At 70.9% G+C, this 26,032-nt stretch carries 26 protein-coding genes; 13 read left to right on the top strand and 13 right to left on the bottom strand.

The window, feature by feature from the left end; translation table 11 throughout:
• Positions 1–204 precede the first annotated feature (204 nt).
• The gene (locus tag ABT009_RS13860; protein ID WP_351293023.1) at positions 205–834 is read right to left on the bottom strand and encodes a PH domain-containing protein; all 630 of its coding nucleotides are present in this window, start codon (positions 832–834) and stop codon (positions 205–207) included.
• Between the two features lie 113 nt (positions 835–947).
• Here ABT009_RS13860 and deoC point away from each other — a divergent pair, with 113 nt between their 5' ends.
• The 3 genes from deoC to ABT009_RS13875 are packed head-to-tail and all read left to right on the top strand — an operon-like array spanning position 948 to position 4,325.
• Positions 948–1,964: a deoxyribose-phosphate aldolase gene (deoC, locus tag ABT009_RS13865; RefSeq protein ID WP_351293949.1), complete on the top strand. Its 1,017-nt coding sequence runs from the start codon at positions 948–950 to the stop codon at positions 1,962–1,964.
• 11 nt (positions 1,965–1,975) lie between these two features.
• On the top strand, positions 1,976–3,421 hold the full coding sequence (locus tag ABT009_RS13870) for an aldehyde dehydrogenase family protein (protein ID WP_351293952.1): 1,446 nt from the start codon (positions 1,976–1,978) through the stop codon (positions 3,419–3,421).
• Entirely contained in the window at positions 3,414–4,325 is a 912-nt protein-coding gene (locus tag ABT009_RS13875) for an aldehyde dehydrogenase family protein (protein WP_351293025.1), read from the top strand. Before ABT009_RS13870 ends, ABT009_RS13875 begins: the two co-directional genes overlap by 8 nt.
• A 117-nt stretch (positions 4,326–4,442) precedes the next feature.
• On the opposite strand, the gene ABT009_RS13880 is transcribed toward ABT009_RS13875, so the two are convergent.
• Entirely contained in the window at positions 4,443–4,844 is a 402-nt protein-coding gene (locus ABT009_RS13880; RefSeq protein WP_351293027.1) for a hypothetical protein, read from the bottom strand.
• Positions 4,845–4,965: 121 nt separating this feature from the next.
• On the opposite strand from ABT009_RS13880, the gene ABT009_RS13885 reads away from it, so the two are divergent.
• Together ABT009_RS13885 and ABT009_RS13890 are read left to right on the top strand one after the other, a co-directional pair.
• Positions 4,966–5,619 carry a uridine kinase family protein gene (locus tag ABT009_RS13885; RefSeq protein WP_351293029.1) on the top strand — a complete coding sequence of 218 codons (654 nt, stop codon included), beginning with the start codon at positions 4,966–4,968 and terminating at the stop codon, positions 5,617–5,619.
• 37 nt (positions 5,620–5,656) lie between these two features.
• On the top strand, positions 5,657–6,685 hold the full coding sequence (locus ABT009_RS13890; protein ID WP_351293031.1) for a hypothetical protein: 1,029 nt from the start codon (positions 5,657–5,659) through the stop codon (positions 6,683–6,685).
• Between the two features lie 141 nt (positions 6,686–6,826).
• Here the strand turns inward: ABT009_RS13890 and ABT009_RS13895 are convergent, their stop codons facing one another.
• Positions 6,827–7,585 (bottom strand): SigE family RNA polymerase sigma factor, encoded by a 759-nt coding sequence (locus ABT009_RS13895; RefSeq protein WP_351293033.1) that lies wholly within the window; start codon positions 7,583–7,585, stop codon positions 6,827–6,829.
• A gap of 230 nt (positions 7,586–7,815) precedes the next feature.
• Here ABT009_RS13895 and afsQ1 point away from each other — a divergent pair, with 230 nt between their 5' ends.
• The 5 genes from afsQ1 (at position 7,816) to ABT009_RS13920 (ending at position 12,099) form a co-directional block, all read left to right on the top strand.
• Positions 7,816–8,493 carry a two-component system response regulator AfsQ1 gene (gene afsQ1, locus ABT009_RS13900; protein WP_351293035.1) on the top strand — a complete coding sequence of 226 codons (678 nt, stop codon included), beginning with the start codon at positions 7,816–7,818 and terminating at the stop codon, positions 8,491–8,493.
• A 250-nt stretch (positions 8,494–8,743) separates the two neighbouring features.
• Complete coding sequence (locus tag ABT009_RS13905) at positions 8,744–10,372, top strand: ATP-binding protein (RefSeq protein WP_351293037.1); 1,629 nt, start codon at positions 8,744–8,746, stop codon at positions 10,370–10,372.
• A gap of 11 nt (positions 10,373–10,383) precedes the next feature.
• Positions 10,384–10,989 (top strand): hypothetical protein, encoded by a 606-nt coding sequence (locus ABT009_RS13910; protein ID WP_351293039.1) that lies wholly within the window; start codon positions 10,384–10,386, stop codon positions 10,987–10,989.
• A 288-nt stretch (positions 10,990–11,277) separates the two neighbouring features.
• Entirely contained in the window at positions 11,278–11,847 is a 570-nt protein-coding gene (locus ABT009_RS13915) for a VanZ family protein (protein ID WP_351293041.1), read from the top strand.
• Between the two features lie 51 nt (positions 11,848–11,898).
• Complete coding sequence (locus ABT009_RS13920) at positions 11,899–12,099, top strand: PspC domain-containing protein (protein ID WP_351293043.1); 201 nt, start codon at positions 11,899–11,901, stop codon at positions 12,097–12,099.
• Positions 12,100–12,157: 58 nt separating this feature from the next.
• Here ABT009_RS13920 and ABT009_RS13925 read toward each other — a convergent pair whose 3' ends face one another.
• Both ABT009_RS13925 and ABT009_RS13930 read right to left on the bottom strand, forming a co-directional pair.
• The gene (locus ABT009_RS13925; protein ID WP_351293045.1) at positions 12,158–12,478 is read right to left on the bottom strand and encodes an ATP-binding protein; all 321 of its coding nucleotides are present in this window, start codon (positions 12,476–12,478) and stop codon (positions 12,158–12,160) included.
• Between the two features lie 119 nt (positions 12,479–12,597).
• Positions 12,598–13,752, bottom strand: coding sequence for an adenosine deaminase (locus ABT009_RS13930; RefSeq protein WP_351293046.1), 1,155 nt, complete (start codon positions 13,750–13,752; stop codon positions 12,598–12,600).
• A 113-nt stretch (positions 13,753–13,865) separates the two neighbouring features.
• Here ABT009_RS13930 and ABT009_RS13935 point away from each other — a divergent pair, with 113 nt between their 5' ends.
• Positions 13,866–14,627 carry an alpha/beta fold hydrolase gene (locus tag ABT009_RS13935; protein WP_351293048.1) on the top strand — a complete coding sequence of 254 codons (762 nt, stop codon included), beginning with the start codon at positions 13,866–13,868 and terminating at the stop codon, positions 14,625–14,627.
• Positions 14,628–14,978: 351 nt separating this feature from the next.
• Here the strand turns inward: ABT009_RS13935 and ABT009_RS13940 are convergent, their stop codons facing one another.
• Positions 14,979–15,932, bottom strand: coding sequence for a LysR family transcriptional regulator (locus ABT009_RS13940; protein ID WP_351293050.1), 954 nt, complete (start codon positions 15,930–15,932; stop codon positions 14,979–14,981).
• A 63-nt stretch (positions 15,933–15,995) separates the two neighbouring features.
• Between ABT009_RS13940 and ABT009_RS13945 the strand changes: the two genes are divergently transcribed.
• Together ABT009_RS13945 and ABT009_RS13950 are read left to right on the top strand one after the other, a co-directional pair.
• The gene (locus ABT009_RS13945) at positions 15,996–17,276 is read left to right on the top strand and encodes an MFS transporter (RefSeq protein WP_351293051.1); all 1,281 of its coding nucleotides are present in this window, start codon (positions 15,996–15,998) and stop codon (positions 17,274–17,276) included.
• Between the two features lie 221 nt (positions 17,277–17,497).
• On the top strand, positions 17,498–18,484 hold the full coding sequence (locus ABT009_RS13950) for a sigma-70 family RNA polymerase sigma factor (protein ID WP_351293052.1): 987 nt from the start codon (positions 17,498–17,500) through the stop codon (positions 18,482–18,484).
• Here ABT009_RS13950 and ABT009_RS13955 read toward each other — a convergent pair.
• From ABT009_RS13955 to ABT009_RS13985, 7 genes are all read right to left on the bottom strand, one after another.
• The gene (locus ABT009_RS13955) at positions 18,395–18,781 is read right to left on the bottom strand and encodes an STAS domain-containing protein (RefSeq protein ID WP_351293054.1); all 387 of its coding nucleotides are present in this window, start codon (positions 18,779–18,781) and stop codon (positions 18,395–18,397) included. The two genes, ABT009_RS13950 and ABT009_RS13955, sit on opposite strands and share 90 nt — an antisense overlap.
• Before the next feature lie 45 nt (positions 18,782–18,826).
• Positions 18,827–20,104, bottom strand: a complete 1,278-nt coding sequence (locus ABT009_RS13960) for a thymidine phosphorylase (protein WP_351293056.1) — start codon at positions 20,102–20,104, stop codon at positions 18,827–18,829.
• Positions 20,105–20,317: 213 nt separating this feature from the next.
• On the bottom strand, positions 20,318–20,734 hold the full coding sequence (locus ABT009_RS13965) for a cytidine deaminase (protein WP_181659933.1): 417 nt from the start codon (positions 20,732–20,734) through the stop codon (positions 20,318–20,320).
• Entirely contained in the window at positions 20,731–21,996 is a 1,266-nt protein-coding gene (locus ABT009_RS13970) for an ABC transporter permease (RefSeq protein ID WP_351293059.1), read from the bottom strand. The genes ABT009_RS13965 and ABT009_RS13970 overlap by 4 nt, the downstream gene beginning before the upstream one ends.
• Positions 21,993–23,129: an ABC transporter permease gene (locus tag ABT009_RS13975; RefSeq protein ID WP_351293061.1), complete on the bottom strand. Its 1,137-nt coding sequence runs from the start codon at positions 23,127–23,129 to the stop codon at positions 21,993–21,995. The genes ABT009_RS13970 and ABT009_RS13975 overlap by 4 nt, the downstream gene beginning before the upstream one ends.
• Positions 23,129–24,703 (bottom strand): ABC transporter ATP-binding protein, encoded by a 1,575-nt coding sequence (locus tag ABT009_RS13980; RefSeq protein WP_351293063.1) that lies wholly within the window; start codon positions 24,701–24,703, stop codon positions 23,129–23,131. The genes ABT009_RS13975 and ABT009_RS13980 overlap by 1 nt, the downstream gene beginning before the upstream one ends.
• A 240-nt stretch (positions 24,704–24,943) precedes the next feature.
• Positions 24,944–25,993, bottom strand: coding sequence for a BMP family lipoprotein (locus tag ABT009_RS13985; RefSeq protein ID WP_351293065.1), 1,050 nt, complete (start codon positions 25,991–25,993; stop codon positions 24,944–24,946).
• Between the last annotated feature and the right edge of the window lie 39 nt (positions 25,994–26,032).

The raw sequence follows: 26,032 nt of genomic DNA on the forward strand, positions 1-26,032 counted from the left end.
GGGGGGCCCGCTCGGGGGGGGGGGGGGGGGGGTGGGGGGCGGGGCGGGGGGGGGGGGGGGGGGGGGGGGGGGGGGCGGCCGGGGGGGGGGGGGGGCCGCCCCCCCCCCCCCCCCCCCGGCCCCGTTCCGGGGGCTCGGCCCCCGGACCCCCGAAATCGCCCTTCGGGCTCGTCCTCGAACTCTGGGAGGTGCCCCCAGACGGGCTCAAAGGGCCAGCAGGACCACCAGCAAAACCAGCCCCACCACCGCAGGCCCAGCAACCTCGTATGCCCACCGCACCTCCGGCCCGCCCTGCGCCCCCTCGGCCGAGGCCCGCGCCTCGGCGAGCTCGCGCAGCTCGTCCATCGCCTGGTCCCCGGAAGCACGCACCGACCCGGCCGGCACGGGGGACGTGTGCCCCCGCGGATCGTCCGCCGCAGCCCGCGTCTGACGCCGCGCCGCCTTCTTGCGGGCGCGCAGCGAGACCGGGATCGCCCACAGCTGGTACTTGGCGCCGGACTGGTCGAAGACCTCGTTGGAGTAGCCGGAGCGCAGGCCGGAGACCGCCGCCCAGGGCAGCGTGACCGTACGGAACGGGTTGCGGATGCGGAGGCGGTCCTCGTTCGCGTACACCGCGGGCCGCACCGTGAACGCGACGACCAGCGGCACCGCGAGGAGCAGGCCCGCGATGGCCAGCCAGCGCACCCGGGCCTCGCCGTTGACCAGCGCGTCGATGCCCAGCCACGCGCCCAGGGCGAGCAGCATCACACCACCCGCGATCCCGGCGGGCGACCGGTAGACGCGATCCTTGGACTGGGGCTGCGCCGCGGGAGACGGAGGCTCGGGGGTCGTCATGCTGCCGATTCTGCACGACGGGGTGTGCACCGCTGTCCTGCGGTGGCCCTGACGCGGACAGCCGTACGGGGGTGTACAGCCGCTACGCGCGTAGATATGCTCCCCTCGTGACCATGCCCATCACTGCACCAACCTCCGCTGCCGACAGCGCGGGCGGACCCACCGGACCCGCCGGTCCGGCCGCCGGTCCCGCCCACGCGCTCGCTGACGTGACCGCGTCCGACAGCGCCCTGCGCCACTTCCTGCACGGGCTGCCCGGCGTCGACACGGTCGGCCTCGAGGCGCGCGCCGCGTCGCTCGGCACCCGTTCGATCAAGACCACGGCGAAGGCGTACGCCATCGACCTGGCCATCTCCATGATCGACCTGACGACCCTGGAAGGCGCGGACACCCCGGGCAAGGTCCGGGCGCTCGGCGCCAAGGCCGTCCACCCCGATCCGACCGACCGTACGACTCCGCAGGTCGCGGCCGTCTGCGTCTATCCGGACATGGTGGCGACGGCGAAGGAGGCGGTGGCCGGGACCGGGGTCAAGGTCGCCTCGGTCGCCACCGCGTTCCCCGCGGGCCGCGCCCCGCTCGAGGTGAAGCTGGCCGACGTGCGCTCGGCGGTCGCGGCCGGTGCCGACGAGATCGACATGGTCATCGACCGCGGTGCCTTCCTCTCGGGCCGGTACCTGAAGGTGTACGACGAGATCGTCGCCGTGAAGGAGGCCTGCGGGACGGACGCCCGTCTGAAGGTCATCTTCGAGACCGGCGAGCTGGCGACGTACGACAACATCCGGCGCGCGAGCTGGATCGGCATGCTCGCGGGCGCTGACTTCATCAAGACGTCCACCGGCAAGGTCGCGGTCAACGCAACGCCCGCCAACACGCTGCTGATGCTGGAAGCGGTACGCGACTTCCGTGCCGCCACCGGGGTACAGGTCGGAGTGAAGCCCGCGGGCGGCATCCGGACCTCCAAGGACGCGATCAAGTTCCTGGTGCTGGTCAACGAGACGGCCGGCGAGGACTGGCTGGACAACCACTGGTTCCGCTTCGGCGCCTCCTCGCTGCTGAACGATCTGCTGATGCAGCGCCAGAAGCTGGCGACCGGCCGCTACTCCGGCCCTGACTACGTGACGGTGGACTGATCACCATGACCATGGAAAAGCGGTCATCCGCATTCGAGTACGCCCCCGCGCCCGAGTCCCGCTCGGTCGTCGACATCGCCGCGTCGTACGGCCTGTTCATCGACGGCGAGTTCACCGAGGCCGCCGACGGCAAGGTTTTCAAGACGGTCTCGCCGTCCACAGAGGAGGTCCTCTCCGAGGTCGCGCAGGCGGGCGAGGCGGACGTCGACCGTGCCGTGAAGGCCGCCCGCAAGGCCTTCGAGAAGTGGTCGGCGCTGCCCGGCGCCGAGCGCGCCAAGTACCTGTTCCGCATCGCCCGGATCATCCAGGAGCGCTCGCGCGAGCTGGCCGTCCTGGAGACCCTGGACAACGGCAAGCCGATCAAGGAGACGCGCGACGCGGACCTCCCGCTGGTCGCCGCGCACTTCTTCTACTACGCGGGCTGGGCGGACAAGCTCGACCACGCCGGCTACGGCGCCGACCCGCGGCCGCTGGGTGTCGCAGGCCAGGTCATCCCCTGGAACTTCCCGCTCCTGATGCTCGCGTGGAAGATCGCCCCGGCACTGGCGACCGGCAACACGGTCGTGCTCAAGCCCGCGGAGACGACCCCGCTTTCCGCGCTCTTCTTCGCGGACATCTGCCGCCAGGCGGGCCTGCCGAAGGGCGTCGTCAACATCCTTCCGGGATACGGCGACACGGGCGCGGCGCTCGTCGCGCACCCCGACGTCAACAAGGTCGCATTCACCGGCTCCACGGCCGTCGGCAAGGAGATCGCCCGCACGGTCGCCGGCACCCGCAAGAAGCTCACGCTCGAACTCGGCGGCAAAGGCGCCAACATCGTCTTCGACGACGCCCCGATCGACCAGGCCGTCGAGGGAATCGTCACCGGCATCTTCTTCAACCAGGGCCAGGTCTGCTGCGCGGGCAGCCGTCTGCTGGTCCAGGAGTCGATCCAGGACGAGCTGCTCGAATCCCTCAAGCGCCGCCTGTCGACGCTCCGCCTCGGCGACCCGCTCGACAAGAACACCGACATCGGCGCGATCAACTCCGCGGAGCAGCTGGCCCGGATCACCGCGCTCGCCGAGCAGGGCGAGGCGGAGGGCGCCGAGCGCTGGTCCCCGGCCTGCGACCTGCCCTCCTCCGGCTACTGGTTCGCCCCGACGCTGTTCACGGGCGTCTCGCAGGCGCACACCATCGCCCGCGACGAGATCTTCGGCCCGGTCCTTTCGGTACTGACCTTCCGTACGCCCGAAGAGGCCGTGGCCAAGGCCAACAACACCCCGTACGGGCTCTCCGCGGGCATCTGGACCGAGAAGGGCTCCCGCATCCTCGCGGTCGCGGACCGGCTGCGCGCGGGCGTCGTCTGGGCCAACACGTTCAACAAGTTCGACCCGACCTCGCCGTTCGGCGGCTACAAGGAGTCGGGCTTCGGCCGCGAGGGCGGCCGCCATGGTCTGGAGGCGTACCTCGATGTCTGAGAAGTCCGATGAGCAGCGTCTCAGTGTCTTCAAGACCTACAAGCTGTACGTGGGCGGGAAGTTCCCGCGTTCCGAGAGCGGCCGGGTGTACGAGGTGACCGACTCAAAGGGCAACTGGCTCGCCAACGCACCCCTGTCGTCCCGCAAGGACGCGCGGGACGCGGTCGTCGCGGCCCGGAAGGCGTTCGGCGGCTGGGCGGGCAACACGGCGTACCTGCGCGGCCAGATCCTCTACCGGGTCGCGGAGATGCTGGAGGGCCGCCGCGAGCAGTTCGTCCGCGAGGTCGCCGATGCCGAGGGCCTGTCCAAGTCGAAGGCGGCGGCGCAGGTCGACGCGGCGATCGACCGCTGGGTCTGGTACGCGGGCTGGACGGACAAGATCAGCCAGGTCGTGGGCGGCGGAAACCCGGTGGCGGGCCCCTTCTTCAACCTCTCCACGCCCGAACCGACGGGCGTGGTGGCCGTGCTGGCGCCCCAGGATTCGTCCTTCCTCGGCCTCGTGTCCGTGATCGCCCCGGTGATCGCGACCGGCAACACCGCCGTGGTGGTCGCGAGCGAGAAGTCCCCGCTCCCGGCGCTCTCCCTCGGCGAGGTCCTGGCCACGTCCGACCTGCCGGGTGGCGTGGTCAACATCCTCTCCGGCCGCACCGCCGAGATCGCGACCCCGCTCGCCGCGCACCAGGACGTCAATGCGATCGACCTGACGGGCGCCGACGAAGTCCTCGCGAAGGAACTGGAGATCGCGGCCGCGGACAACCTGAAGCGCGTGCTTCGTCCACAGCCTGTGGACAACCCCGTGGACTGGCCGGCCGCCCCGGGCACACACCGCCTGACGGCCTTCCTGGAGACGAAGACGGTCTGGCACCCGACGGGTTCGCTGGGCGCGTCCGGCTCTTCGTACTGAGGCACGTACGCAACTGCACCCGCACCGCCCCGTACGCCTACACTGACGCACCGCGCGCAAACGGGCCCCGCCTCCCCTCCGTCCCCGGGGAGGCGGGGCTCTCCGCTGTGCGGGCCGTCAGCCCGGCAGCAGACCCGCCGCCTTGCCCGCCACCGGGAGGGTCCGCAGAGAACCGCCGTCGGTCAGCGGGCCCGTCACCTGTCTCGTCGACACGGGCTTGAAGTCCGCGATCTGCGTACCGACCGAGTTGCTCAGCGGGTCCACGCCCGTGCCGGCGAGCGGGTCGAGCTTGGCGTTCTTGACCGCGCCCATCGCCTGGTGCAGCGCCACGTTCGTCCCCTGCGCCGCCGCCTGGGGGTCGAGTTTGCCGAGGGCGCTCAGGCCGCCCGGCAGGGGGGCGGCGGCGGCCGTGGCCGCGCCTCCCGCACCGAGTCCGACACCTGCGACAGTCAGCGCGAGCCCGGCGCGCAGCAGACCGCGCTGAGCGGACCTGCGCTGAGGAACTGCGTGTCGTGCCATGAGATAAACCGCCTCCTTTGAGTAATCGATTCGCCACGAAGCGTAGTTGAGACGCGGCGTGGGTACCAAAGACGACCCGCGGGGTCGGCGCGGGCCGCGGGATGCCGCACACTGGTCTCTCGTGAGTTCCCATGCCCCTGCCACGCGCGTCGTGCTGCTCGCCGGCCCCTCCGGCTCCGGAAAGTCGTCGTTCGCCGCCCGCACCGGGCTGCCCGTGCTGAGCCTCGACGACTTCTACAAGGAGGGCGACGACCCGACTCTGCCGCTCGTACCGGGCAGTTCGGACATCGACTGGGACTCGCCCCAGTCCTGGGACACGGAGGCCGCCCTCACCGTGATCGAGGAGCTGTGCCGCACGGGCCGTACACGAGTGCCGCGGTACGACATCTCGACGAGCGCGCGGACAGGCGAGGACACGCTCGACATCGGGCACACCCCGCTGTTCATCGCTGAGGGCATCTTCGCCGCGGACATCGTGGGACGCTGCCGGGAACTCGGCTTGCTCGCCGACGCGTTGTGTCTGCGCGGTCGGCCATCGACGACGTTCCGGCGGCGTCTGCTGCGGGATCTGAAGGAGGGCCGCAAGTCCGTCTCGTTCCTGATCCGCCGCGGCTGGCGCCTCATGCGCGCCGAACGCACCATCGTGGCCCGCCAGACGGCGCTGGGCGCCCACCCGTGCGGCAAGAACGAGGCCGGTCTCCGGCTGGCGGCGGCCGGGCAGACCCTCGAGGCCATCCCGGCCGCCGAGGCCGTCGAGGTACGGGCCGAGGTCTGATCACCTGGCTGTCCTTCGCCCTCGGTAGGGTGCGCGGATGATGTCAGCACAAGGTGGTCAATTCGCGGGCGTGGTGCGGGACTTCGAGGCCGCGGTGCACGCCCGTGACCCGGAGGCGACGGGCCGCGCCTTCATGGGGATGCAGCAGACGTTCGGCGCGGCCGCGCCCCACGAGATCATGGAAGCGGGTCCGCGGCTCGCGGGCGTCCTGGCCCAGGTGCCGCCCGGACCGAGGTCAGTGGTCGCGGTGATCACGGGCGCCTGCGTGGAGCGCGGCGCCGACCCGCTGAACAGCGCACCGGGCCTCTTCGAGGGGCTGCGCGCCTCCCTCGAGGACGCCCTGGAGTTCTGCGCGCTGTGGGCGGAGAGCGGCGGCGGCGACTTCCCCGAACCGGGCGACGACTATCCGCCGGAGGCGGTCGTCGCCCGTACCGACGTCCAGCTCGCCGAGGCCTGGTGGGGCATGCCGCAGTGGGAGATGGCCGCGCTCGCGCACCTCAACCACCGCCCGGTGCGGCAGCGGATCGGCGACACGCGCCGCGAGGCGCTGGCCCTGCTCCGCCGGATATCCGCGGCCTCCGGCGAACCCTTCAAATGCCTCTCGTACGCGCTGCGCGTCCTGGACGACGAACCGCTGGTGGCACTGCACCGCGAGAGCGGCACGGGATATCTGCTGCGCATGTCGGGCATCGGTGACAACTTCCAGCTGCACACGCTCCTCGCCGACGCCCTGGTCGGCCGCGGATACGTGCAGGGGTACGCGCCCACGCCGCACGAGGTGGCCGTGTGCCGGGACGCACCCGGACAGGTGCCGACGACCGGCTCCTTCAACCTCGTCGCTCCCGACGGCAGCTGGATCTGGAACGAGGGAGACCCCTCGGACATCCCCGTGGTCGACGGCGTCCGGCTGCTCGTCCTGGACCCGTCGCCCTACCAGCGTGGCTGGCCGGCCGGCCGGTTCTTCCCCTCGATGCCGGGGGATCTCGTACTGGAGCGGGCGCTCTCTGCAGAGGAAGCCGCCGGGTGGTTCACCCGAGTGTCCCCGATGGCCCTGCGGCCCGTCTGAGTCGACTGGCGGGAAGCCACCAGACGCACAGCAAGCCGCACAGAAGACGGGACCGGAAAGGCCCCCCGGCCCTCCGGTCCCGCTATCCGCTCCCCCGTTGATCCCCCGTGTTCCCCCGTACCCCTGTGCTCCCCCCAGACCTCAGGCGACAAGCTCGCCGAAGGACTCCTCCTCGTCACGGCCGAAGCTCAGGACGTCGTCCTCGCGCAGCCGGCGCAGGGAGCGCCAGATGCTCGACTTCACCGTGCCGACACTGATGTCGAGAATCTCCGCGATCTCCGGGTCCGTACGACCCTCGTAGTAGCGGAGGACCAGCATGGTGCGCTGGAGTTCGGGCAGCCGGGCCAGCGCCTGCCACAGCACGGCGCGCAGCTCGGTGCCGCGCATCGCGTCCGTGTCACCGGCCGTCTCCGGCAGCTCCTCGGTCGGGTACTCGTTCAGCTTGCGGCGGCGCCAGGCGCTGATGTGCAGGTTGGTCATGGTGCGGCGGAGGTAGCCCCCCACCGCGGCCTTGTCGCTGATCCGGTCCCAGGCCCTGTACGTCGAGAAGAGGGCGCTCTGCAGCAGATCCTCCGCCTCGAACCGGTCACCGGTCAGGTGGTATGCGGTCGCGTACAGGGAGGCGCGGCGCTCCTGGACGTAGGCGGTGAACTCCGCCTCCGACCTGGCACGACGCTCCCCCGAGGCCTCCCCGTACGCGGCTCCCCCGTGAGCTCCCCCGTTGTTGCTTCCCCCCGCATGCGCGTCAACCACCGTCATGTACACGGTGTGCTGACGCCCGGTGCCGCGAGCGCACCCCCGCCCGCTCACGGCACCGGACTTCTCGTGCTGACCTGTGCCCCGCACGTCGTGGAGACGCGTGACAACTGCGCTTGTCGTTGTGCTGTGCAGCGTGCTCATCTCGCGCCCCCCGTCGGTGGAGTGGGTCTCGGTCCTTGCTGTGACGAAAACTCTGCCGGGGCGACTTCATGGCGGTGTCCGCCGACTGTCACAGACCTGTCACAGGGGTCCGGCACATGGGCGTGCCGGGGCGCTGTCAAAGATCCTTCACAGGAGTTCGAAGTACGCGCGTGTGGGCCGGAGCGGCACAACTGTCGAAACCCCACCGTGCGATGAGTCAGAATGACGCCGTGCCTTCCCTGTTGCTGATCGAGGACGACGACGCCATCCGTACGGCCCTGGAGCTGTCCCTGACGCGCCAGGGGCACCGTGTGGCCACCGCTGCCACCGGCGAGGACGGTCTCAAGCTGCTGCGCGAACAGCGTCCGGACCTGATCGTGCTGGACGTGATGCTGCCCGGCATCGACGGGTTCGAGGTGTGCCGGCGCATCCGGCGCACCGACCAGCTGCCGATCATCCTGCTGACCGCGCGCAGCGACGACATCGACGTGGTGGTCGGGCTGGAGTCCGGTGCCGACGACTATGTCGTCAAGCCCGTGCAGGGCCGCGTGCTGGACGCGCGGATCCGTGCCGTGCTGCGCCGCGGCGAGCGGGAGGCGAACGACTCGGCGACGTTCGGGAACGTGATCATCGACCGTGCGGCGATGACCGTCACCAAGAACGGCGAGGATCTCCAGCTGACCCCGACCGAGCTGCGTCTGCTGCTGGAGCTGAGCCGCAGGCCCGGCCAGGCGCTGTCGCGCCAGCAGCTGCTGCGCCTCGTCTGGGAGCACGACTATCTCGGCGACTCCCGGCTCGTCGACGCCTGTGTGCAGCGGCTGCGCGCCAAGGTCGAGGACGTGCCGTCCTCGCCGACGCTGATCCGTACGGTGCGGGGCGTGGGCTACCGGCTGGACACGCCCTCGTGAGAGACGGCTGTGACATCCGGCTTCACCACTCCCGGCTCGTGTCCCACCCCAGACTCTTCGGCCGCTCTTGTTTCACTGGCCACCTGTGCCCCACGAACACGGCAACAGGGGGTCTCACCCGCCGTGTTCCGGCAGAGAATGGAAGGGTGACCAGGGAGGCAGGGACGGCGGTACCCAGGCTCCCCCAGTGCCTTAAGGGTCTGGGAGGTGCCCCCAGGCGCGCGGGCGCGGAAGCGAGCGGTCGGGCACGGTGACGAAACCGCACGACAAGCTGCGCGGCTGGGCCGCGGCGCGCAAGGCGATCCTCTCGACGCTGCGCTTCACGAGCCTGCGGCTGCGGCTGGTCCTCGTGTTCGCGCTCGTCGCGCTGACCGCCGCCGTGTCGGCGAGCGGCATAGCGTACTGGCTCAACCGCGAGGCGGTGCTCACCCGCGCGCAGGACGCCGCGCTGAACGACTTCCAGCAGGGGATGCAGAACCGCGCGGGCGCGCTGCCGGCCCGTCCGACACAGGAGGAACTGCAGCACGCCGCCGGTCAGATGGCCGCCAGCGGCCAGCACTTCAGCGTGCTGCTGATCGCCGAGGACGAGGGCGGCGACACCATCGCCGGCAACTCCGACCTGGGCACCTTCACGCTGTCCGACGTACCGAAGTCGCTGCGCGACGCCGTGAACGAGAAGCAGCCGCTCACCGAGGGCAACAAGTACGAGTACCACCTGTACTGGCAGCGGATCGTCGACGACGGCACGCCGTACCTCGTGGGCGGCGCCACGATGATCGGCGGGGGGCCGACCGGATACATGCTCAAGTCCCTGGAGCCTGAGGCCAAGGACCTCAACTCGCTGGCCTGGTCGCTGGGGATCGCCACCGGGCTTGCGCTGATCGGCTCCGCGCTGCTCGCACAGGCCGCGGCGACGACCGTCCTCAAGCCCGTGCACCGGCTCGGGGTCGCTGCTCGCCGGCTCGGCGAGGGCAAGCTGGACACCCGGCTGCGGGTGTCCGGAACGGACGAGCTCGCCGATCTTTCGCGTACGTTCAACCAGACCGCGGAGGCGCTGGAGCAGCGCGTCGCGGAGATGACCGCGCGCGACGATGCGTCGCGGCGGTTCGTCGCCGACATGTCGCACGAGCTGCGTACGCCGCTGACCGCGATCACCGCTGTGACCGAGGTGCTCGAGGAGGAGCTGGACGCCGAGACCGGCAGCGTCGACCCGATGATCGAGCCCGCGGTACGGCTGGTCGTCAGCGAGACGCGGCGGCTGGGCGACCTGGTGGAGAACCTGATGGAGGTCACCCGCTTCGACGCGGGGACGGCCCGGCTGGTCCTCGACAACGTGGACCTCGCCGACCAGATCACCGCCTGCATCGACGCGCGCGCCTGGCTCGACGCCGTCGAACTCGACGCCGAGCGCGGCATCATGGCCCGGCTCGATCCGCGGCGGCTTGACGTGATCCTCGCGAACCTCATCGGGAACGCGCTCAAGCACGGCGGTTCTCCTGTGCGGGTGGCCGTGCGGACCGAGGGCCCCGACGGCCAGGTGGTGGCCATCGAGGTACGCGACCACGGGCCCGGCATCCCCGAGGACGTGCTGCCGCACGTCTTCGACCGCTTCTACAAGGCGAGCGCCTCGCGGCCGCGGTCCGAGGGCAGCGGTCTCGGCCTTTCCATCGCGCTGGAGAACGCCCATATCCACGGGGGCGAGATCACCGCGGCGAACTCGCCCGACGGCGGGGCCGTGTTCACTTTCCGGGTGCCTCGGGACGCTTCGGGGGTGGCGGAGCGGGAGCGGGGCGACGGCTCGTCGGTTGAGAGGCGGCCGGGGGCGACGGGGGCCGACGGATCGGGTGGCTCCCAGGAGTCCGACGGAGGTGAGCGGTGAACGTGCGGCGTATGCGGGGTGCAGTGGCCGTTCCGCTGCTCGGCGTGGTGCTGGCCTCGGTGCTCTCCGGGTGCGGGATCCGGCCGACCGAGGTGCCGACCGACTTCGGGGCCGCGCCGTCGCGGGTGCCCTGCGCCCTGGGCGGGGCCGACATCGGCACGCAGTCGGCGCGCGGCGTCCCCGTGCAGGTCTTCCTGGTGTGCGCGTCGCAGCTGGTGACGGTCGACCGGAACGTGCAGCTCGCCGGGAAGGACGCGGCGACGGACCGCGTGCGGGTGGCGCAGGCGCTGCTCGACAAGCTGGCGGAGGCGCCGTCGGCGCCGGAGAAGCAGGCGGGGTACACGACGGCCGTGCGCGGCGGCATGACGGTGTCCGGGCCGCGGGAGGGCGATCCGGAAGACACGTTGCGGCTCAGCACGCCGCCGGAGGATCTGTCGGCGTATGCGCTGGCGCAGATCGTCTGCACGTACGCGGATTCCGCTGCGGCGGACGAGGACGGGGCGGTGGTGCTGGGGGGTGCCGACGACCAGCCTGCGCGGCGCTACGAGTGCACCCCGGACGTACGCGCCCGCCCGGGCGCGGTACCGCCGCCTTCTGAGCCGGCCTCCGGCTCCTGAGGCCCGTCTTCGGCTGCGCGTGCGTGGGTGGCTGGTGCGCCACCTCCCGGTGGGTGGGTCGGGGCACCCGCCGTCGTGGGTTGTACCCACCCTCCCCCAGCTACCGCTGGGAGGTGCCCCCAGCCCCGCGGAACGCCTGCCCACAGCGGTAGGGCTCTGCCCGCGGACGCTGGGTGGGGGCGCGCATACGTGGGCGAGAGCCCCCCGCCGGAGGCCCCCGTACCGCCGAATGGGGTGAGCTGAGGCATACCCCGGAACCACGGCGCGAGCCCCGGCGTCATTGGGGGCGTGCGTCAAGGATCGGGCGACGGCAACGTCGCGTTCCGCGTTCGTGCGGCAGGAGGCGTCCTCCTCGTCGCACACCTTCTCCTCGTCGGATGGCTCACGCTGCGCCCCCTGAACGTCCCCTGGGTGAGCGCGGCGAATCTGCATCCCTTCGCCGGCATCCGCGCCGACCTGGCACTGGGCCCATTGCAGGCGGCCCGCCGCATCGGCGAGGGCCTGCTGCTGCTCGCCCCGCTGGGCGTACTCCTGCCGCTGGTCGGCGGAAAACTGTCCGTGTCGCCGCTGGGCTCCCTGGCCCGTACGGTCGCGGCCGGCGCCCTCCTGTCGCTGGGCATCGAGCTGCTGCAGACCGGCGTACCGGGCCAGATCGTGGACGTCGACTCGCTGCTGCTGAACACCGTGGGCGTGGCCCTCGCGCATGTCGCCGTCGTGCCCGCCGCCCGGGCCCGGCTCCGCCGTAGGACCGAGCGCGCACCAGCACCCCGGGAGGACGCCTCTCAGGGAGCGACCCCGACGATTACCAGGGTCGGCCTCGCACCGCAGAGCGACGCTCTGCCCGCTTCGCGTCCTTAGCGTGGAAGGCAGATGAGGCAACCGCCTCCACGGTTCGCGAAGGAGCCCACGATGACCCGCCTTGCCCGCCCCACCAACGGACGGATGATCGGCGGAGTGTGCGCAGCGCTGGCACGGCGCTTCGGCACCTCCGCGACCACGATGCGAGTGATCTTCGTACTCTCGTGCCTGCTGCCCGGCCCCCAGTTCCTGCTCTACATCGCGCTGTGGATCCTGTTCCCCAGCGAGAAGAGCGTCCGCCAGGCCTGGTAGCGGAGACAGCACGACGGGGTGCGCCGACCATGTCGGTGCACCCCGTCGTCGTTTACGGTCAGCCGAGGCCCAGGGAGTTGTGCAGCGGCAGCTCCTGCGTGTGGAAGCCCTGCGTCGGCAGGCCGCCCAGGAGTCCGCTCACCCGGGTGTCGTCGAGCGGGGCCGGCAGGGGGGACGCCGCCACCTGGCCGGTGGCGGTCCTGACCGTGTACTGCGCCTCGTCGAGGGAGTCGGTGCTGACCTTGGCGGGCAGCGTCCGCGCGGCCTCGCCGAGGTCCGAGGCGACTCCGGGGGCGGCGTTGGCCGCACCGGCGCCCGCGGCAGCGAAGGCGGCACCGAGCGCGGCGACGCCGAGGGTCTTGGCGGCAGACTGCTTCATCTTCACGTCCTCGTGACGGGGGCTTTGGATCTCAGAAACGTAACGACCGATTCGTGCCACCCGCAAACACCGAGTTTGCTCGGGAATTCGTCACGCCCAGGACGTCGGCGGGTTCGCGATCACGGCCTCCTTTTCACAGAAGTGCTGGTCGACGCCGTCTGCTTGAACAGCCATTCGGACTTCAGCTCGGCGTATCCCGGCTTGATCACGTCATTGATCATCGCCAGTCGTTCGTCGAAAGGAATGAATGCTGATTTCATCGCATTGACGGTGAACCACTGGATGTCGTCGAGCGTGTATCCGAAAGCCTCGGTCAGCAGCTCGAATTCACGGCTCATGCTGGTGCCGCTCATGAGGCGGTTGTCGGTGTTGACGGTGGCCCGGAAGTGCAGCCGGCGCAGCAGGCCGATGGGGTGCTCGGTGTACGAGGACGCGGCGCCCGTCTGGAGGTTGGAGGTGGGGCACATCTCCAGCGGGATGCGCTTGTCCCGTACGTACGCGGCCAGTCGGCCGAGTTGCACGGAGCCGTCCTCGGCGACCTTGATGTCGTCGATGATGCGCACGCCGTGGCCGAGCCGGTCGGCGCCGCACCACTGCAGGGCCTGCCAGATCGAGGGCAGGCCGAAGGCCTCTCCGGCGTGGATCGTGAAGTGGTTGTTCTCGCGCTTGAGGTACTCGAAGGCGTCGAGGTGCCGGGTGGGCGGGTAGCCGGCCTCGGCGCCCGCGATGTCGAAGCCGACGACGCCCTGGTCCCGGTAGTGGTTGGCGAGTTCGGCGATCTCCAGGGCGCGGGCGGCGTGCCGCATCGCGGTGAGGAGGGCGCCGACGCGGATGCGGTGGCCGTTCTCGCGGGCAATGCGCTCGCCCTCGCGGAAGCCCTCGTTGACCGCCTCGACGACCTCTTCGAGGGTGAGGCCCTTCTCGAGGTGCTGCTCCGGGGCGTACCGGACCTCGGCGTAGACGACGCCGTCCTCGGCCAGGTCCTCGGCGCACTCGGCGGCGACGCGCTTCAGCGCCTCCTTGGTCTGCATGACGGCGCAGGTGTGCGCGAAGGTCTCCAGATAGCGCTCCAGCGAACCGGAGTCGGCCGCCTCCCGGAACCAGATGCCGAGCTTGTCGGGGTCGGTCTCGGGGAGGTGGTCGTAGCCCTGGGCGCGGGCGAGTTCGACGATGGTGCCGGGGCGCAGGCCACCGTCGAGGTGGTCGTGGAGCAGCGCCTTCGGGGCGCGGCGGATCTGGTCCGGAGTCGGCGTTTCGCGGATCTGGCTCGTCATTTCCGCACTCTAACTCCTACGCGCGTAGAACTCTCGCTCTCGGCATTCGTCGATACGTAACGGTGACCCTGAGGACAGGTGGAATACACCAGTGCTTCTGACACTGTTCTGTCATGGCACAGCAAGCGACGTCGACTCAGACGCCCAGGCTGGGAAAGGCGATCGGCCCGGAGCCGGCCGCCGTGGGCGGTGTGGTGCTGCTGCTGCCCGGGGGTGACGAGGTCTCCGTGCGCCGTCCGTCCCCGCTCGCCGCGTCGTCGGTACGCGCCCTCGGGCGGCGTCTCGCGCGCGACGGGCGTGAGCAGGGACTTGCGGCGCATGTGGTCCACTACCGGTGCCGCGGCTGGAACGGCAGCGAGGCGCATCTCGCGCGCGACGCCTCATGGGCTGCGGACGAGGCCGTACGGCGCTACGGCGACGTGCCGGTCTGCCTCGTCGGCGTGGACATGGGCGGCCGCGCCGCCCTGCACGCGGGCGGCCATCCGGCGGTCGACTCCGTGCTGGCGGTCGCGCCCTGGCTGCCCGAGGACGACATGGCCGCGGCTCCCGAGCCGGTGAAGCAGCTGGCGGGGCGGCGCGTAATGATCGTGCACGGCACCAACGACGAGCGTACGGACCCTGAGTTGTCATTCCGGCTGGCGGCCCGGGTGAAGAAGACCAATCCCGGTATCTGCCGGTTCGAGGTGCACTCCGACGGGCACGGGCTGCATCAGTACTGGGCCGAAGTCCTCGCTCTCGCCTCGGACTTCGTGCTCGGTACGTTGTTCGGGCGCGACTTCGCGCGCCCGGTCGCGGACGCGCTGGCGGCTCCGCCGCCGCTGGGGTTGCGGATGCCGTTGGCGGCGGGGTTCGGGGGGACGGGGCGGCGCCGCTAGCGCCACCTGCCGGTGGCGGGTTCGCCAGGTGCGCGTCCGCGGGTCCGCTCCGGTTCGCCACCTGCCGGTGGCTGGGTCCGGGCCGCGCCGGGATGTACGTCCTCGGTCTGGCGCCGAGCCGTACATCGTCGGGCGAGCCCGGAATTCGCGCCAGCCGCTGCGGGCGCACATCCCGCCGCGTCCCCTTCGGCCGGATGGCGCCTGCGGACCGGCGGGGGTCACCGTTGTGGGCAGGCGTTCCGCAGGGCGATGGGGGGTACCTCCCATGCCCTTAAGGCAATGGGGGAGGGTGGGCACAACCCACGACGTACGGTGCGTCGAAACCGTGGTCCCGCCGGGCTACGGGACGGCTCAGTCCGGCAGAAGGTGCCCCCGGCGCAACAGCAAAAAGCGTTTGAAGGCTGCTACCGGCGGCGTGTCGGGGATGCCCGCGCGCCAGGCCACCCCGATCTCGCGGGCCGCCCGCGGCGCGGTGACCGTAAGCTCCGCGACTCCCGGCCGCGCCACGGCCGGCGGCGGCAGCAGCGCCACGCCGAGCCCGGCGGCGACGAGCCCGCGCAGGGTTTCGGCCTCCTCGCCCTCGAAGGCGACACGGGGACGGAAGCCCGCCTGCCGGCACAGGTCGTCGGTGATACGCCGCAGCCCGTAGCCGGGTTCGAGGGTCACGAAAGTCTCGTCTGCCGCCTCGGCGAGACGGACGCGCTTGCGGGACGCGAGGCGGTGGTCGTCGGGCACGACCAGCCGCAACCGCTGCTCGTCGAGGCGGCGCGCGACCAGGTCGGGCGCGTCGGGGACCGGTGAGGTCAGACAGAGGTCCAACTCTCCCGACCGCAGGCGTTCGAGCATCGCCTCGCCGTAGTTCTGGACGAGGCTGAACCGCACGCGCGGATGGTCGACACGGAAGGCGCGGATGAGCTCGGGCACGGTTTCGGAGCCCAGCGTGTGCAGGAAGCCGAAGGCGACCTTGCCGGACGCGGGGTCGACGTCCGCCCGTACCTCCTCGGCGGCGCGCTCGACCTCGGCGAGTGCCCGCTCGACCGAGGTGAGGAAGGTGCGGCCGGCGGGCGTCAGCGACACCGTGCGGCCGTGACGGGCGAACAGGTCGACGCCCAGGTCCTGTTCGAGCCGTACGAGGGCCCGGGACAGGGTCGACTGCGGCACCTGCATCTCCTGCGCGGCCCGCGTGACGTGCTCGGTGCGGGCGACGCCTGCGAAGTAGGCGAGGCGCGGCGCGAGTATCGCCGCAATGTCTTCCGTGTCACTGGACGGTGACAGTCGCGGCTGTGACCTCTGCTCATGCTGCATGGGATCGATTATGGCGATTCCATGCATTGGACGCATGAATGCAGGTCGCCGTACGTTCGGGGCATGCCTCCTGCCAGTACCAAGGCGTCCACCACCGTGGACGCCCGCCCTGCCGCTTCTGCTTCCGACTCCCGTATGGCCCCCGGCGGTCCCGGTTACCGCCGGATGAGCCTCGCCCTGTTCCTGGCGGGCGTCGCGACGTTCGCCCTGCTGTACTCCACGCAGGCCCTGCTCCCGCTGATCTCCGACGATTTCGGTGCGAGCGCGTCCACGGCGAGCTGGACGGTGTCGGCGGCGACGGGCGGGCTGGCGCTGTGCGTACTGCCGATGTCCGCGCTGTCGGAGCGGTTCGGGCGGCGGACCATGATGACGGCGTCGCTCATGGTCGCGGTGGTGGTCGCTCTGCTGGTGCCCTTCGCACCGTCGGTCGGCGCGCTGATCGCGCTGCGCGCGGTGCAGGGAGCGGCGCTCGCCGGGCTTCCGGCGTCCGCGACGGCGTATCTCGCCGAGGAGGTGCGCCCCAAGGCGCTGGTCACCGCGATCGGACTGTTCGTCGCGGGCAACAGCGTCGGCGGCATGAGCGGCCGGGTCATCACCGGCTGGGTCGCGCAGGAGTGGGGCTGGCGCGTGGCGGTCGGCGCGATCGGCCTGATCGCGGTGGTGTGCGCGGCGCTGTTCCGCGTACTGCTGCCGGCGCCGCGCCACTTCACGCCCGGCACGCTCAACCCGAAGGCGCTGGGCCGCACGGTCCGCGGTCACCTGTCCGATCCGCTGCTGCGCCGCCTGTACGCGATCGGCGGGCTGTTCATGACGGTGTTCGGCGGCGTCTACACGGTGATCGGCTACCGGCTGACGGATGCGCCGTTCTCGCTTCCGCAGGGCATCATCGGCTCGATCTTCCTGGTGTATCTCGTCGGTACGCTGTCGGCGTCGGCGGCCGGAGAGCTGGTGGCGAGGCTGGGGCGGCGCGGGGCGCTGTACCTGGCGGGCGGTACGACGACCGCGGGCCTGCTGCTGTCGCTCGCCGACGCGCTGCCCCTGGTCCTGCTGGGCCTGGTCCTGATCACCGCCGGTTTCTTCGCGGGCCACGCGGTCGCGTCCTCTGCGGTCAGCCACACCGCGACCCGGGGCCGGGCGCAGGCCTCGGCGCTCTACCAGTCCTCGTACTACGTGGGCTCCAGCGCGGGCAGCACGCTGGGCGCGGTCGCCTTCCACGCGGGCGGCTGGTCCGGGACCGTGGCGCTCGGACTGCTCGCCGTGGCCGGCGTCGTGACGATCACGGTCGCGGGTACGCGGGCGGCGATGGCGCAGGCCCAGCTGGTCGCGGCCCCGGCGGGGCACTGAGGTCGCCGGTCACCACTACTGCATGTCGCACCCCGCGTACCGCCGACTGGCGGTGCGCGGGGTGCGGCATGAGGATCGGGGCATGAGCCGCACAAGTATCCGGGCCCGGCCTGCTTCCGTGGCCGGAATCGGCAGGTCGGGGACGATTGTCAGTGGGGTCCTGTAGCTTCCGGACTGCTGGCGCCGCACAGGGCGACGGAGAAGCCACAGGGGTGGGTTCGATGACTGACAGCACAGCGACGACGACGGATCTGGACGCCCGGCTGGAGAAGCACCGGGTCGAGCTGACGGGGTACTGCTACCGGATGCTCGGTTCCTCCTTCGAGGCCGAGGACGCCGTGCAGGACACGATGGTGCGCGCCTGGCGGAGCTACGACCGGTTCGAGGGCCGCTCGTCGCTGCGCTCGTGGCTGTACCGCATCGCGACGAACGTGTGCCTGGACATGCTGAACGCGGGCAACCGCCGGGCCCGCCCCATGGATCTCACCGAGTCCACGCCGCTGGCCCACGCGGCGCTCAATCCCCGCCCGGACCACACGTGGCTGGAGCCGATGCCGGACGCTCGCGTGCTGCCCGAGGTCAGCGACCCGGCGGAGGCCGCGGTGGCCAAGGAGTCGGTGCGTCTCGCGTTCATGGCGGCCCTGCAGCAACTGCCGCCGAAGCAGCGGGCCGTGCTGATCCTGCGGGAGGTGCTCGCGTGGAAGGCGAGTGAGGTCGCCGAGCTGCTCGGCACGTCGGTCGCCTCGGTCAACAGCGCGCTCCAGCGGGCGCGGGCGACGCTGGCAGAGAACGGCGGATCCCTGGACACGGCGACGGCCGACCCGCTCGACGATGCGCAGCGCAAGCTCCTGGACCGCTATGTCGCGGCCTTCGAGGGGTACGACATGGCGGCGCTGACGGCCCTGCTGCATGAGGACGCGGTGATGACGATGCCGCCGTTCGACCTGTGGCTGCGCGGGCCCGAGGACATCACCGGCTTCATGACGACGCTGGGCTCGGCCTGCGAGGGCTCCCGTCTGATTCCGGTCGTCGCCAATGGCACCCCGGCCTTCGCGCAGTACAAGCCGGATCCGGACGGGAAGGGCTTTGTGCCCTGGTCGGTGCAGGTCATAGAGGTGTCAGAGGGCCGGATCACCGGGTTCCACTGCTTCCTGGACACGGCTAGGTGGTTCCCGCTGTTCGGGGTGCCGCTCCACCTCGAGCCCTAGCCCGACGAGTTGGAGCAGCTCCCGCAGCCCCGGGGGCGGGTTGCGTACGCGGATCCGGCCGCCCGCGCGGCGTGCAGCGAGCTCCAGCCGGGCCAGCAGGTCGACGGCGGCGAGCCCGGGAGCGGCCAGCGCCGCGGCGTCGCACACGACGACGTCAGCGCCGGTGGCCAGCAGCTGTGCTCGTACGTCCGCGCACAGCCGGTCCGCCTCGGCGCGGCCGACGGCGCCGGGCAGGACCAGGGGTGCGGGTGTCGGAGCGTCCACGATCGGTAGACCGTGGGTGAGCGGAGAACTCATCGCGCGCGGCGACAGCGACGCGGTGGGGGTGCTCTCCGCTCCGGCTCAGGCGATGCGTTCCAGCACGATCGGCGACGGGGTGAAGCCTGTGTCGGCCGACGCGATGTCGTATGCCCCCTCCAGGGACTGGAGCGCGTACTCGAAGCGTTCCGGGGTGTCCGTGTGGAGGGTGAGGAGGGGCCGGCCCTCGGTGACGGTGTCGCCCGGCTTGGCGTGGAGTTCGACGCCTGCCCCGGACTGGACCGGGTCCTCCTTGCGGGCGCGGCCCGCGCCGAGGCGCCAGGCGGCCACGCCGACGTCGTACGCGTCGAGGCGGGTCAGTACGCCGGAGGAGGGTGCCTTCACGACGTGCTGATCGCGGGATGTGGGCAGCGGGGCGTCCGGGTCGCCGCCCTGTGCCGCGATCATGCGGCGCCACACGTCCATGGCGGAGCCGTCCGCCAGGGCCTTCGCCGGGTCGGCGTCCTTCAGTCCGGACGCGTCCAGCATCTCGCGGGCCAGAGCGAGGGTGAGTTCGACGACGTCCGCCGGGCCGCCGCCCGCGAGGACCTCCACGGACTCGCGGACCTCGAGGGCGTTGCCCGCGGTCAGGCCGAGCGGGGTGGCCATGTCGGTGAGCAGTGCGACCGTCTTCACGCCGTGGTCGGTGCCCAGTCCGACCATGGTGGAGGCGAGTTCGCGGGCGTCCTCGATCGTCTTCATGAAGGCGCCCGTGCCGACCTTGACGTCGAGGACCAGCGAGCCGGTGCCCTCCGCGATCTTCTTCGACATGATCGACGAGGCGATCAGCGGGATCGCCTCGACCGTGCCGGTCACGTCCCGGAGGGCGTACAGCTTCTTGTCGGCGGGGGCCAGGCCGTCGCCCGCCGCGCAGATCACCGCGCCCGTCGTGTCGAGGACGTTCAGCATCTCCTCGTTGGAGAGCAGGGCGCGCCAGCCCGGGATGGACTCCAGCTTGTCGAGCGTGCCGCCGGTGTGGCCAAGGCCGCGGCCGGACAGCTGCGGGACGGCTGCGCCGCAGGCGGCGACCAGGGGGGCCAGCGGAAGCGTGATCTTGTCGCCTACGCCGCCTGTGGAGTGCTTGTCCGCCGTGGGGCGGGTGAGGGCCGAGAAGTCCATGCGCTCGCCCGAGGCGATCATGGCGGCGGTCCAGCGGGCGATTTCGCGACGGTTCATGCCGTTGAGGAGGATGGCCATCGCCAGGGCCGACATCTGCTCGTCGGCGATGTCGCCGCGGGTGTAGGCGTCGATGACCCAGTCGATCTGGGGGTCTGTGAGTTCGCCGTGGTCGCGCTTGGTGCGGATGACGGAGATGGCGTCCATGGGGGTTCCTTCCGGTTTGTTCCGGTGGTGCGGGTGGCGGGTGGCGGTTTGGTTTCCCCCACCCCGCCCCTTCCCGTAACCAGGGGCGCTGCCCCTGGACCCCTTATCGCCCTGACGGGCTCGTCCTCAAGCGCCGGACGGGCTGAAATTCAGCCCGTCCGGCGCTTGAGGACCGGGGGTCCAAAGGGCTGGCGGGGTGGGGAGAAAAACGCCCTATGTAAGCCGCTCCGGCCCAAACGCCTGCGGCAGCACCGCCGACAGGGGCAGTACGCCCTGCGGGGTCTCAAGGAGCAGCTCCGGTCCGCCGAACTCGAACAGCAGCTGGCGGCAGCGCCCGCACGGCATCAGGATGTCGCCCTTGCCGTCGACGCAGGTGAAGTGCGTCAGCCGGCCGCCGCCGGTCAGCTGCAGCTGCGAGACGAGCCCGCATTCGGCGCACAGCCCGAGCCCGTACGAGGCGTTCTCGACATTGCAGCCGGTCACGGTCCGGCCGTCGTCGGCCAGGGCCGCGGCGCCGACGGGGAAGCCCGAGTAGGGGGCGTAGGCGCGGGACATGGCGTCCCGTGCGGCCTCCCGCAGGGCCTCCCAGTCGACGTCGGCGTCCCGGGCGGCGCCGCCTACGGAGCTCACTTGCCCTGACCCTTCCGGTACGGCAGGCCGTCCGCCTTCGGCATCCGCAGGCGCTGCGCCGACAGGGCGAGCACGAGCAGCGTGATGACGTACGGCGTGGCGGAGACGACCTGGTTGGGCACCTCGTTGGTGACGGAGTACCAAGTGAACACCAGGGCGCCGATGACCAGGGTGATCACGGCCGGGACGTACTTCTTCCGGATCAGCAGCCAGACCGCGCCGACCACCAGCAGGACGGCGCCGAGCAGCAGCAGCGCGTGGACGTTCTCGGAGCCGCCGCGCAGGTTGAGGCTGTCGGTGTAGCCGAAGAGACCGGCGCCGAGGGCGAGTCCGCCGGGCATCCAGTTGCCGAAGATCATCGCGGCGAGGCCGATGTAGCCGCGGCCGCTGGTCTGGCCCTCCAGATAGAAGGGGTTGGCGACGATGGAGAGGAAGACGCCGCCGAGTCCGGCCAGGCCGCCGGAGATGATCACGGCCAGGTACTTGTACTTGTAGACGTTGACGCCGAGCGACTCGGCCGCGACCGGGTTCTCGCCGCAGGACCGCAGGCGCAGACCGAAGGCGGTGCGCCACAGGATCCACCAGGAGGCGGGGATCAGCGCGACGGCGAGCAGGGTCAGCCAGGAGACGTCGGTGACCAGGCCGCCGAGGAGCCCGGCTATGTCCGAGATGAAGAACCAGCCCTTGGCGTTGAGTTCTTGAAGCGCGTCGGAGAGTCCGGGGACCGTGAAGTCGCCCAGGGAGTTCACCGGCGGGGACTGCTTGGCCGAGCCGCCCTGGACACCCTCGAAGGCGAGCGGGGCGAGGTAGCGGGTGGCGCCGAGGGCCAGGATGTTGATGGCCACACCGGAGACGATGTGGTTGACGTTGAAGGTGACGGTGACGAACGCGTGGAGCAGGCCGCCGAGCGCGCCGCCGAGGATGCCGACGAGGACGCCGGTCCACGGGCCCCACTGGTAGCCGGCCCAGGCGCCGAACCAGGTGCCGAGGATCATCATGCCTTCGAGGCCGATGTTGACGACGCCCGCGCGCTCGGCCCACAGGCCGCCGAGGCCGGCCAGTCCGATCGGTACGGCCAGCTGGAGCGCGGTGGACATCTGGCTGACGTTGGTGATGCCGTCGGCGCCGGTGATGATGCGGACGATCGAGGTCAGCGCCAGGGCGCCTGCGATGACCAGCAGGAGGACCGGGAGCGGCAGTCTCCGGCCGACCGGTGCGGCGGGCTGCAGCGAGGGCTGGTTGACAGCGGTTGCCGTGGTCATCGGCCAGCCACCTCCTTCTCGGTGTTGTTGTCGGCGGTGGCGCCGAGGACGTGGCCCGCGGCGAGCTCCGCGCCGACGCGGCGCTGCTGGCGGCGCAGGCCCCAGGTGCGTACGGCCTCGTACGAGACGACGACCGCGAGCACGATCAGGCCCTGCATGATGACCGCGATCTCCTTGTCGTAGGGCACCGCCGCGAACTCGAGTTCCGGCGATGCCTTGTCGAGCCAGGCGATCAGGAGGGCGGCGAAGGCGATGCCGACCGGGTTGTTGCGGCCGAGCAGGGCGATGGTGATGCCCGTGAAGCCGAGGGTGGTCGGGAAGGTCGCGCTGTAGGTGTGCGAGGCGCCGAGCAGGATGGGCAGGCCCGCGAGGCCTGCCATGCCGCCGGAGACCAGCATCGCGGTCAGCACCATGCGCTTGGGGTCGACACCGCTGGCCGCCGCGGCGGTCTCCGATGCGCCCGAGGCGCGCAGGTCGAAGCCGAAGCGGGTGCGGTTGAGGACGACCCAGTAGCCGATGCCGAGGAGGACGGCGACGATCGTGAAGCCGTAGATCTCACCGGCGGGACCCATGTCGATTCCGGGCACCCAGCCGGACTTGGACATCTCGCCCGTGGTGTTGTTGTTGCCGACCTTGACGCCGAAGACGCTGGGCAGCCACAGGTAGGCGATGACAGAGCTCGCGATCGCGTTGAGCATGATCGTCGCTACGACCTCGCTGACGCCGCGGGTGACCTTCAGGACACCCGCGATGCCCGACCAGAACGCGCCGGTGAGGACCGCGGTCAGCACGAGCAGCGGAATCTGCAGGACCGCCGGGAGCCCGACGTGGGTGCCGACGATCGCGGCGGCCATGGCGGCGAGCTGGTACTGGCCGTCCACGCCGATGTTGAACAGGTTCATCCGGAAGCCGATGGCCACCGCGAGCGCCGCCAGGTAGTACATCCCGGCCTGGTTGATGATCAGGACCTGGATGTCCGAGTACGTGGCCTGCTCGAACATCAGCAGGTACGGCTCGACCGGGTTCTTGCCCGAGGCGATCAGCACGATCGAGGTCAGGGCCACGGCCACGACGAGCGCGATGACCGGTCCGGCCACCGCGAGGAGCACCCGCTCCTTGTCGAACTTCTTCATCAGCGGGCCTCGCCTTCCGGGGCGTCTGCCGGGGTCTTCGCCAGAGCGTCTGCCGGGGCTTCTTCGTGTTCGAGATGACCGGAGGCGGCGCCGGTCATGGCCGAGCCGAGCTCCTCCGGGGTGATGGTGGCCGGGTCGGCGTCGGCGACGAGCCTGCCGTTGTAGATCACCCGGAGGGTGTCGGAGAGGCCGATCAGCTCGTCCAGGTCCGCGGAGATCAGCAGCACGGCGAGGCCTTCGCGGCGGGCCTGACGTATCTGGTCCCAGATCTGGGCCTGCGCGCCGACGTCCACACCGCGGGTGGGGTGGGCGGCGATGAGGAAGCGCGGCTTGTGGCTCATCTCGCGGCCGACGATCAGCTTCTGCTGGTTGCCGCCGGACAGCGAGGCGGCGGTGACGTCGATGCCGGGGGTGCGGACGTCGTACTCCTCGACGATCCGGCGGGTGTCGGCCTGGGCGCCCTTCGGGTCCAGCCAGATGCCGCGCGCGTTCGGCTTCTCGGTGACGTGGCCGAGGATCCGGTTCTCCCAGAGGGGCGCCTCCAGGAGCAGGCCGTGGCGGTGGCGGTCCTCGGGGATGTAGCCGACGCCCTGCTCACGGCGCTTGCGGGTGGGCCAGGCGGTGATCTCGTCCTCGGCCAGCGTGATGGTGCCGGAGTCGGCGTGCGCGAGGCCGATGAGCGCGTCGACCAGCTCGGTCTGGCCGTTGCCCTCGACACCGGCCAGGCCCAGGACCTCGCCGGCGTGGATGGTGAAGCAGATGTCGTCGAGCAGCGCCTTGCCGCCGTCGGCGACCAGGCGCAGGTCCTTGACGGTCAGTACGGGGCGGTCGGTGACCGTCGACTCGCTGGTCTCGGGCGTGGGCAGCTCGCTGCCGACCATGAGTTCGGCGAGCTGGCGCGGGGTGGTCTCGGAGGGGACGGCGGTGCCGACGGTCGTACCGCGGCGGATGACCGTGATCTCGTCGGCGACCGACAGCACCTCGCCCAGCTTGTGGGAGATGAAGATGACCGACAGGCCCTCGGACTTCAGCTCGCGCAGGTTGGCGAAGAGGGCGTCGACCTCCTGCGGCACGAGCACCGCGGTGGGCTCGTCGAGGATCAGGATGCGGGCGCCGCGGTAGAGGACCTTGAGGATCTCCACGCGCTGGCGGGCGGCGACGCCGAGGCTCTCGACGAGGACGTCGGGGCGTACGCCGAGGCCGTACCGCTCGGATATCTCGAGTATCTTCCGGCGGGCCCTGGAGCCGATGCCGTACAGCTTCTCGCTGCCCAGGACCACGTTCTCCAGGACGGTGAGGTTGTCGGCGAGCATGAAGTGCTGGTGGACCATGCCGATGCCGCGGGCGATGGCGTCGGCGGGCGACGAGAAGGCGACCTGCTCGCCGTCGATCGCGATGGTGCCCTCGTCCGGCTTCTGCATGCCGTAGAGGATCTTCATCAGCGTCGACTTGCCGGCGCCGTTCTCGCCGACGAGGGCGTGGACGGTGCCCTTACGGACGGTGAGGTGGATGTCATGGTTGGCCACGACGCCGGGGAATCGCTTTGTGATCCCGGCGAGTTCGACGGCGGTCACCTGACCGCCCGCCGCGCCGGCCGGAGGGCTGCTGGACGCGTTGATGACGCACTCTCCTGGGGAAGGGGGCCGTCTACGTGTAGCGCCCCTACGGCATCGGAAGGGGCGATGCTCCGCGACAACGGGGTACGGGAAGCCTCGCTTCCCGCACCCCGCCGAGCGGACGTAACCCCGCGGTTACTGGCTGCTCGTGATCTTGCTCTGCCGGCTGGTCTGGGTTCCCAGTCGGTCCTGGCTGTGTCAGCTGGTCTTGACCTTGATCTCGCCGCTGATGATCTTCTCCTTGGCCGTCTTGACGGCCTCCTGGAGCCCGGTGTCGCCCTTGAACTCCGGGTTGGAGTCCGCGAGGCCGACCTCACCGGACTTCAGATCGCCCCTGACGATACCGGCCTCGGGCTTGCCGTCCTCGACCGACTTCGCAAGGTTGTACACCGCCTTCGCGACGTCCTTCGTCGCGGAGGTGAGGATGTGGTTCTTGTACTTGGCGAGGGCTTCCTGCTTGTACTGGTCGGAGTCGACGCCGATCGCCCACACCTTCTTCGCGGCGGCGGCCTCGATCACACCCTGGCCGGACAGACCGGCCGCCTGGTAGACGACGTCGGCGTTCTTCTCGATCTGACCCTCGGCGGCCGTCTTGCCCTTGTCGGGGCTGGAGAAGCCGCCCTCCTCCGCGGTCTGCGTCAGGTACTGCGACAGGACCTTGACCTTGGAGTTCGTGTCCTTCACACCCTGCTCGAAGCCGGCCTCGAACTTGTGGATGAGCGGGACGTCCACACCGCCCACGAAGCCGACGACGTTCGTCTTGGTCGCCTTCGCAGCCGCGACACCGGCGAGGTACGAGGCTTCCTGCTCGGAGAAGACCAGGTCGGCGACGTTGTCCGCCTCGATCGTGGAGTCGTCCACGATGCCGAAGGTGGTGTCGGGGTACTTCGCCGCGGCCTCCTTGACGGCGGTCGCGTAGGCGTAGCCGATGCCGATCACCGGGTTGTAGCCCTGCTTGGCCAGCGAGACCAGGCGCTGGGTCTTGTCGGCGTCCGTCTCGCCCTCGGTGGGCTCCACGTCCTTGGTCTCGTAGCCGAACTCCTGCTTCGCCTTCTCCAGGCCGGAGTACGCGGCGTCGTTGAAGGACTGGTCGCCCTTGCCGCCGACGTCGTAGGCGATGGCAAGGCCCTTGTCGCCCTTCGCGTCCGACGAGCCGGCGGAGGTAGAGGTGCTGCCACAGGCGGACAGCGCGAGGGCGAGAGAGGCGGTCGCAGCGCCCACGACCGCGATGCGGGAAACCCGGCGCATGTGTTGTGCTCCTGTCGTACAAGCGCCTGGCGGTACAGC

Source organism: Streptomyces sp. NPDC002896, assembly GCF_040295225.1.
In the GTDB taxonomy this organism is placed as follows: domain Bacteria; phylum Actinomycetota; class Actinomycetes; order Streptomycetales; family Streptomycetaceae; genus Streptomyces.